At 59.1% G+C, this 8340-nt stretch carries 6 protein-coding genes and 4 pseudogenes; 4 read left to right on the forward strand and 6 right to left on the reverse strand.

Annotated features, from left to right (window positions below):
- The 4 genes and pseudogenes from HT737_RS28065 to HT737_RS28075 form a co-directional block, all read left to right on the forward strand.
- Nucleotides 1–368: pseudogene (locus HT737_RS28065) on the forward strand (hypothetical protein); the annotation flags it as partial.
- Between the two features lie 98 nt (nt 369–466).
- Complete coding sequence (locus HT737_RS32060; protein ID WP_306287288.1) at nt 467–1468, forward strand: site-specific integrase; 1002 nt, start codon at nt 467–469, stop codon at nt 1466–1468.
- Nucleotides 1469–1706: 238 nt separating this feature from the next.
- Nucleotides 1707–2207: an integrase gene (locus tag HT737_RS32880; RefSeq protein WP_223817443.1), complete on the forward strand. Its 501-nt coding sequence runs from the start codon at nt 1707–1709 to the stop codon at nt 2205–2207.
- The gene (locus tag HT737_RS28075) at nt 2200–2616 is read left to right on the forward strand and encodes a hypothetical protein (RefSeq protein ID WP_004574005.1); all 417 of its coding nucleotides are present in this window, start codon (nt 2200–2202) and stop codon (nt 2614–2616) included. Before HT737_RS32880 ends, HT737_RS28075 begins: the two co-directional genes overlap by 8 nt.
- A gap of 89 nt (nt 2617–2705) precedes the next feature.
- Here the strand turns inward: HT737_RS28075 and HT737_RS28080 are convergent.
- From HT737_RS28080 to HT737_RS28105, 6 genes and pseudogenes are all read right to left on the reverse strand, one after another.
- A pseudogene (locus tag HT737_RS28080) lies at nt 2706–3296 on the reverse strand (SdiA-regulated domain-containing protein); the annotation flags it as partial.
- A 24-nt stretch (nt 3297–3320) separates the two neighbouring features.
- Nucleotides 3321–6287, reverse strand: coding sequence for a Tn3-like element TnAs1 family transposase (locus HT737_RS28085; RefSeq protein ID WP_010921731.1), 2967 nt, complete (start codon nt 6285–6287; stop codon nt 3321–3323).
- A 3-nt stretch (nt 6288–6290) separates the two neighbouring features.
- Nucleotides 6291–6851 carry a recombinase family protein gene (locus HT737_RS28090; protein WP_010921730.1) on the reverse strand — a complete coding sequence of 187 codons (561 nt, stop codon included), beginning with the start codon at nt 6849–6851 and terminating at the stop codon, nt 6291–6293.
- Between the two features lie 174 nt (nt 6852–7025).
- Nucleotides 7026–8014: pseudogene (locus HT737_RS28095) on the reverse strand (DUF3330 domain-containing protein).
- Nucleotides 8011–8247: a broad-spectrum mercury transporter MerE gene (gene merE, locus HT737_RS28100; protein WP_003132004.1), complete on the reverse strand. Its 237-nt coding sequence runs from the start codon at nt 8245–8247 to the stop codon at nt 8011–8013. Before merE ends, HT737_RS28095 begins: the two are co-directional and overlap by 4 nt.
- Nucleotides 8244–8340: pseudogene (locus HT737_RS28105) on the reverse strand (transcriptional regulator MerD); the annotation flags it as partial. The gene merE and the pseudogene HT737_RS28105, both read right to left, overlap by 4 nt.

The following is an 8340-nucleotide window of genomic DNA, read 5'->3' on the forward strand; positions in this document are numbered from 1 at the left end:
CCCCGCTAGGCGGCTGCAAAGATAGCCTTTACGGTAGTCTGGCACCAAAGGATGGCGTCAATCATTGTTCTGAATTCATCCACTGCCTCGGTTGCCCTAGCTATGCAATTGTAGGCACCTTGGAGGACTTATACCGGCTGTTCAGCTACCAACAATTCTTGTATGCAGAAGTCGAATACTTTCTCACGGACGAGTGGGGCGCATGGCGCAAGCGTCAGTTTGACTATATTCGATTGATAGATGATTTCACCCAGAAGTTTGATCTTGCATTGGTTTCGCAAGCAAGGGCTCAGGCTGAGTCATCTCCGCACTTGTTCTGGGCTAAAAAAATCGAGTTCATGAAGAAAAAATTGGACGGTGAAATTTGAGCATAAGAACCACGAGTGCGGTGTTAAAGGCATATGATGTCCTCATCGCACAGCCAGTTTCAGCGAATGGCCTAAGTCCCGCAGAGCGGGATACAATCGTGATCAGCGCTATCGTTAATGAAGATGGAGAAACCTTCGTTCTTAGCAGGTTTGGCGATGCACAGTGGGATCTTCGCCCGTTTTTTGATCAGGCCAATGTTGCTCATTCTTATAAATTCATCAACTGGGATATGGGCATGCCTCGGGCGCTTATTGATGACTGCAAAGCTGTTGCTTATGCTTGGTTTAAAAGAGGAATGCCTAGATCCAAACCTCCTATCGCACGGGGCATTACTACTTTCGCCGTCGTCAGCGCGATGCCTTTTGTTCGCTGGTTAAACGATCTAGGAGTTTCAAGCTTTGCAGATGTCCGTCCGATCCATGTCAGCAATTACGTTCATCATTGCAAATATGAATTGAAGTTAAAGCCTCTCCCGCTGTATGGGCGATTACGGGTTATTGATTTTCTTTGGGTGTTTTCTGCCGACACGATGTTTCCCATTCAGAGTTATCCTTGGGGTAATTCGACATTGTGGCGGATTTGTGGGGTCGCGAATGTAAAAGGGTTGGGTGCTGCCACTAAAAACGTCGGGCGAACAGATATTATTCCTCATGATGAACAATCTAGGATTTTCAACTATTGCGAAAGCATTGTCCGGGAGATGAAGGCCGAATTGGCAGCCAATGGTATTGGATATCATCCTAGTGATGAACGGATGGCAATTCGTTGCAGAGATGCTGTTCTGTATATAGTTTCAATCACTAGCGGCATGCGCAATGACGAGGCAATTGGAATTGAGGTTGGCGCTTGGCGCAAAGAGTTAAAAAACGGGGTTACCTTTTGCTGGGTGACCACAATCGAGCACAAGACAGGTAAAGGCCAAGTCGAATATCTTGTACCAGAACTGACGATTGAAGCTTTAAGTCTTTTGGCAAAATATTCAGTACCCATCAGAAAAGAGCTGGATGAAGAGATTAGACAGCTTGCAAGCAATCGGGATTTTTCGTATTCAACTGAACATCTCCTTAGGCTCGAAAAAAGCCCGAAAAGACGCGAATAAACTATTTTTGGGACGAAACACACAAGGAGGGAAAGTTCAGGAAAGCCATCACGTTGAGGCTCTCAGCGGGCAAGCATCCAATGCTGCGTTTGACCGTATAGCTAAAGCCGCTGGAAGCGATTGGCCGTTGAGGACGCATCAATGCAGGCGAACATATGCAAGATGCTTTGTAGAATCCCGTATGGGCCGCACTTCATTGATCTACCTCAAATGGCAGTTCAAACACAGCAGCATGAGTATGACCCAACTCTATGCATCCAATCCGCAGCAAGACCTGACTCTCTTTGATGAGATCTTCCAGCAGATGACAGAGTTTAAAATTGACCTGATCGAATCATGGCTCGATGATCAGCCACTGGCAGGGGGCGCTGGCGAAAAGATTGTGGAGTTGCGGGCGATTCCAATCAAGGATAGAGCTGCTTTGCTTGCCCAGACCGCCCCACATGCCAACATTCGTGCGACTGGACACGGTTGGTGCATCGCCACAGAGCGGGGCTGCGGAGGTGCTGGTCTATACGAAGCCACACGGTGTCCAGGGTGCAAAAATTCGGTGATCGATGAAGTCTTCGCCAGCACTTGGCAGGACATCTACATTCAACAGCGAGAGCTGATAAAAATTGAGGATGCAGGCCCCGCTGTTAGGCAGCGCGCAGAACGCGACTTGCAGGTTGCACTAGATGTAATTACCAGCCTTGGCCTTTCTCCAGTTGAGGAAATGGAGGAGGCGGCAAATGACTAGACAGGCGGTGGGCCCTGACTCTCCTATTCGCTCCAGGTCGAAGACACTCGCCGCGCTCAACAAGGTCGTCGACGATCTAATTGCTGGTGACGAAAAGCTTTCCATCACATCCGTTGCCCGTGCCGCAGGTGTGACTCCGGGACTCATCCATAACACTTACCCAAGCATAGCGGAAAGGATTCGCAACATCGTTGGCAAGTCGGTGCGAGCCCAGCGAGACTCTAAGCATCAAGCGTTGATGAGCGAGAAAGAAAAGAACAGGGTGCTCCGTGCAGAGAATGATCAGCTTTTAGCGGAGGTAGCTCGGCTGGCTTCGGTTAACCAGCGACTAATATTCGAGATGATTCAGCTGAAGGCGGTTGCCAACGGTAAGGTCACCGCACTCCCTCTGAAACCAGGGCCCAACTAGGCCTGATGGGGAGCCCACTGAATTCGGCAAAAATCGTAGACCACCACTTCAAGCGCCACGATCACGCCCGACTGTAGCTTGTTGACTGGTCAATCTGGTTCACGGGTGAAGCGATAGAACAGGTTCGGCTCGCTGACCACGTACAAATACCCTTCATTGTCGATGGTTACGCCTTCGGCCTGGGGTATGCCTTTCAGCAAACCAGCAAAACCTCTCGCCAGGGAGCGGAAACTCACCACCTTGCCCTCGTCGGTCATTTCAATCAGCAGTTTCGACTCGTCGCTGAGCAATATCAGATGGCCGCTCTGTTGATCGAAGACGACTGAAGACAGGTCAGTCGCAAACACCTTGTCTTTTACCAGGCTGGACAGGTCACGCACGTGCAAGGAAAAGCCTCCGGCCAGGCTGGCACGAAGGCCGCTCACTTCCAGCAATTGGCGAGGATCTCGCTCCTTGGTCACAAACAGGCGGTCGCCTTTCAGGTCGTAGGCGAGCCCTTCAAGGCCTTTGTTGTCTTCCTTGCCAAACGCCAGGGTGAGAGCTGGATACTGGTCTCGGCTCAATGGTCGATCAGGAGAAAGTTTACCGTCTTCGGCGATGGGGACATCCACGATAACCAGGCTCTGCCGGCGCTCCTCGGCGATTACCAGCTGGCCATTGCCGGCATAGGAGGGGGGCTCGCAGAATTCGGAAAAAATCGTACGCTAAGGTTTTCCGGGCATCCGTAGGGGCCGAAACTTCCCGTCTTCCAGTCTGCGGCTCTGCCGCCAGACGTAATCGCCGGTGAGGTTGATGTGCTCCCAGCCCAGCGGCGACAGGAATTGCAGCAGCTCGCCGTCCACCGGCTTGCCGGCCTCGACCAACCCCTGGGTGGCGCGCTCCAGGTACACCGTGTTCCACAGCACGATAGCCGCCGTCACCAGGTTGAGGCCGCTGGCCCGGTAGCGCTGCTGCTCGAAGCTCCGATCCCTGATTTCCCCAAGGCGGTTGAAGAACACCGCCCTGGCCAGCGAGTTGCGCGCCTCACCTTTGTTCAGGCCGGCATGCACGCGGCGGCGCAGCTCAACACTTTGCAGCCAGTCTAGGATGAACAGCGTGCGTTCGATCCGGCCCAGCTCGCGCAGGGCCACGGCCAGGCCGTTCTGGCGCGGATAGCTGCCGAGCTTGCGCAGCATCAGCGAGGCAGTGACGGTGCCCTGTTTGATCGAGCTGGCCAGGCGCAGGATGTCGTCCCAATGGGCGCGGACGTGCTTGATGTTCAGGGTGCCGCCGATCAGCGGCCGCAGCGTCGGGTAGGTCTGCACGCCCTGCGGCACGTACAGCTTGGTTTCGCCGAGGTCGCGGATGCGCGGCGCGAAACGGAAGCCCAGCAGGTGCATCAGGGCGAAGACGTGATCGGTGAAGCCGGCCGTGTCGGTGTAGTGCTCCTCGATCCGCAGGTCGGACTCGTGGTACAGCAGGCCGTCGAGCACATAGGTGGAATCGCGCACGCCGACATTCACCACGCGGGTGCTGAACGGCGCGTACTGGTCGGAGATATGGGTGTAGAACAGCCGTCCCGGCTCACTGCCGTACTTCGGGTTGACGTGTCCGGTGCTCTCGCCCCGGCCGCCAGCCCGGAAACGCTGGCCATCGGAGGATGAGGTGGTGCCGTCGCCCCAGTGGGCGGCGAAGGCATGCTGGTACTGGTGGTTGACCAGCTCGGCCAGGGCCGCCGAATAGGTCTCGTCGCGGATGTGCCAGGCTTGCAGCCAGGACAGCTTGGCGTAGGTCAGACCGGGGCTCGACTCGGCCATCTTGGTCAGCCCGAGGTTGATCGCATCACCGAGGATCGCGGACAGCAGCAACGTCCGGTCTTTGGCCTCGGCCCCGTCCTTCAGGTGGGTGAAGTGGCGGCTGAAGCCCGTCCAGTCGTCCACGTCCATCAGCAGTTCGGTGATCTTGATGCGCGGCAGTAACTGACTGGTCTGGTCGATCAGCGCCTGCGCCCGATCCGGCACCGCCGCATCCAGCGGGGTGATCTTCAACCCGGACTCGGTGAGGATGGCATCGGGCAGCTCGTTGTCCTTGGCCAGGCGGGCGACAGTGGCCAACTGCTCGTCCAGCAGCTGCAAGCGCTCTTCCAGATACTGGTCGCTGTTCGGGTTGATCGCCAGCGGCAGGGCCTGTTCCCGCTTGAGCGCGGCGAACTTCTCGGCCGGCAACAGGTAGTCGTCGAAGTCGCGGAACTGCCGCGAGCCCTTGACCCAGATGTCGCCGGAGCGCAGGGCGTTCTTCAGCTCGGACAGGGCGCAGATTTCGTAGAAGCGCCGGTCGAGGCCTTCCGGGGTGATCACCAGTGGCTTCCAGCGCGGCTTGATGAAGGCGGTGGGAGCATCGGCCGGCACCTTGCGCAGGTTGTCGGCGTTCATCTCGCGCAGCGTCTGCACGGCTGCCAGCACGCCCTGCGCGGCCGGGGCGGCGCGCAGCTCCAATACCTCCAGCAGAGCCGGCGTGTAGCGGCGCAGGGTGGCGAAGTTCTCGCCGACCAGGTGCAGGTGGTCGAAGCCCTCCGGCCGGGCCAGCAGCTCGGCTTCGCTGACGCTCTCGGTGAACTCGTCCCAGGGGATCACCGCCTCGATGGCGGCATAGGGGTCGCTGCCGGCTTCCTTGGCCTCCAGCAGCGCCTGGCCGATCTTGGAGTACAGGCGCACCTTGTCGTTGATCGCCTTGCCCTGCTTCTGGAACTGCTGCTGATGCTTGTGCTTCGCGCCGCTGAACAGCTTGACTAGGATGCGGTCGTGCAGATCCACCAGCTCATCAATCACGGTTGCAGTGCTCTCCAGCACCACGGCGGCCAGGGTCGCATAGCGCCGCTGCGGCTCGAACTTGCCGAGGTCTTTGGGCGTCATCTGCCCACCCTCGCGGGCCAGCTTGAGCAGGCGGTTCTGGTGGATGTGCCGGCCCAGGACTTCGGGCAAGTCCACCAGCTGAAATGTCTTCAGCCGCTCGATGTGCTCAAGCATGTGCCGAGAGTTGGGTTTCAGCGGTGCCTGGCGCAGCCAGGTCAACCAGGTGATGCTGCTGCCGGCCTTGAGCTTCAACAGCTCGTCCAGCTTGGCCCGATGCGAGTCCGTGAGCGGTTCAACCAGGGCGCGGTAGACCCGCCGATTGGCCCGTGCAATGGCCTCCGAGCAAGCCCGGTCGATCACGCTCAACGCCGGCAGGATGCGTCGCTTCTGCCGCAGGCTCTCCAGCGCCTGGCCGGCCAGCAGCAAGCCCTTGTCGGTCTGCTGGGCCAGTTCGGTCAGCTCGCGCACCAGGGCGCGGAAGTCGGACAGGCCGAACGGGGCCAGTTGAAGGTAGGTGCGCAGTTCCTGGGCGTGCTCGCGACGGGTCACATCGCGCTCGCCGTACTTCGTCCAACTCGCCGGATCGGTCTGGACTTGCTTGGCCACCCACAGGATGACCGGTTCGGGCAGCTCGCTGTCAGTGCCCAACGCATAGCCGGGGTAGCGCAGCAGGCAGAGTTGCACGGCGAAGCCGAGGCGGTTGGCGTCGCCGCGCCGCTGACGGATCAGCGACAGGTCGGAGTCGTTGAAGGTGTAGTAGCGGATCAGGTCATCCTGGCTTTCTGGCAACGCGAGCAGGGTGCCCCGCTCCGTGGCCGAGAGGATCAAGCGACGCGGCATGTGTCAGTCGTCCGTGCGGAGGTACTGGTAGAGGGTTTCCCGGCTGATGTTGAACTCGCGGGCAAGCTGCGCCTTGGGCTCGCCGGCCGTCGCTCGCTGCCGCAGGGTAGCAGCCTGCTCATCGGACAGGGCTTTCTTGCGGCCCCGGTACGCGCCACGCTGCTTGGCCAAGGTGATGCCCTCACGCTGCCGCTCGCGGATCAGGGCGCGCTCGAACTCAGCGAAGGCCCCCATCACCGACAGCATCAGGTTGGCCATCGGCGAGTCCTCGCCAGTGAACACCAGGCCCTCCTTCAGGAACTCGATGCGCACGCCGCGTTGAGTCAGCTTCTGTACCAAGCGACGCAGGTCATCGAGGTTGCGGGCCAGCCGGTCCATGCTGTGCACCACCACTGTATCGCCTTCGCGGACGAAGCTCAGCAGCGCTTCGAGCTGGGGGCGCTGGGTGTCCTTGCCCGATGCCTTGTCGGTGAACACCTTGCTCACCTGTGTCTGTTCCAGCTGGCGTTCCGGGTTCTGGTCGAAGCTGCTGACCCGGACGTAGCCGATGCGGTGCCCCTGCACGATGTCTCCTTGGTTGAAGGCGGCTTAAGTGCTCCTTCTGTTCCGTTGTGCCTCAAACCCCGTTTCTGTCAGGCTGAAATCTATGACCTTCGCAGGCATGTGTCAAAAATGCGAAAGATGACTCTATTCTGACTAAGCGGCGCGGCCCTGCCTGACATCCAGTTAGGGTATGCCTCAATCTGACGGTAGCGAGTCGCAGGCGTTCGGATCGGCATCGGTTTCGTTCCCTGTCTTGGCACGCGCTTCGAAGCGTTGATAACACTCCAACCCGCAGAAGTGCTCGACGTATTCCGCGCCTTCCGGGGTGAAGGCGGCATCGAGCGGGATTTCCTTGCAGCACACGCAGCAACTGGTGGTGGTCGAGTCACTTGCATTCATGGTGGCACCCCTCCATTGACTGACGAAGACGGCGAATGCCGCCGCCGGCATTGGCTTCGCGAACAGGAAGCCTTGTCCTGTGTCGCAGTCCGCTTGTCGCAATAGATCAAGACTCGCCGATGTTTCCACGCCTTCAGCCACCACATCCATGCCCAGCCCGTGCGCAAGCTGAATCACGGTGTGCACGATGGTTTGGTCGCGGCGGTCGTTGGCGAGCCCGGCGACAAACGATTGGTCGATCTTGAGCGTGCTGATTGGGCAGCACTTCAGATGTTGCAGACAGGAATACCCCGTCCCGAAGTCATCGGCGGCGAAGCGCACACCGATCTGCCGCAAGGCGTCCAGGGCGGGGAAGATCGCCGGATCACCAAACGCGACCGATTCGGTCAGCTCGATTTCGAGATACTCGGCGGGCAACTCGGCATCAGCCAGCACGCCCTTTACCCACCCGTCGAAGTCCGGTCCCACTTGGCTCGCCGAAGCATTGACGGCCAGCCGGAACGGTCGCCATGCCAGCATTCGCCAGTCACGCATCTGGCGGCAGGCTTCGCCCAGCACCCAAGCGCCGATTTCAGGCATCAGGCCGGACGATTCGACCACGGGCAGGAACTGGCCCGGTGGCAATAGTCCAAGCGTCGGATGACGCCAGCGCAACAGGCTTCCGCGCCGACAATCCCACCACTGCGCAGATCGACGACGGGCTGGTAGTGCAGTTCAAGCTGCCCGCGCTCGACCGCTTGGGCCAGTTCCGGCGTCGTCCATCCATCCGGCCGGAAAGCGCTCATTCTCTTTCCCTGAATGCCCGCAACGCCCGCGACAGGGACAGAAGGAACAGGCCGGTCAAACCGAGCGCCGCGATGACCCAATGCTCGCCGAGGAAAGCACCGGCGGTTGTGCCGGCCAGCACGACAGCGAGGATGGGCAGGTGGCAGGGGCAAGTCAGCACAGCCAGTCCGCCCCACAGGTAGCCGGTGATCGGTTTGTGCGTCTCGGACGGCAAGCGCTCGGGGTTGTTCATGGCAGACTCTCCGCGTGCTGTGCCGGCTCGGTCGGCAGGGTGGCCAACTGCACTTCCAGATCGGCCAACGCTTCGCGCCGACGCTCGACGAAC

Source organism: Pseudomonas sp. MD195_PC81_125 (assembly GCF_014060985.1).
Lineage (GTDB): Bacteria > Pseudomonadota > Gammaproteobacteria > Pseudomonadales > Pseudomonadaceae > Aquipseudomonas > Aquipseudomonas parakoreensis.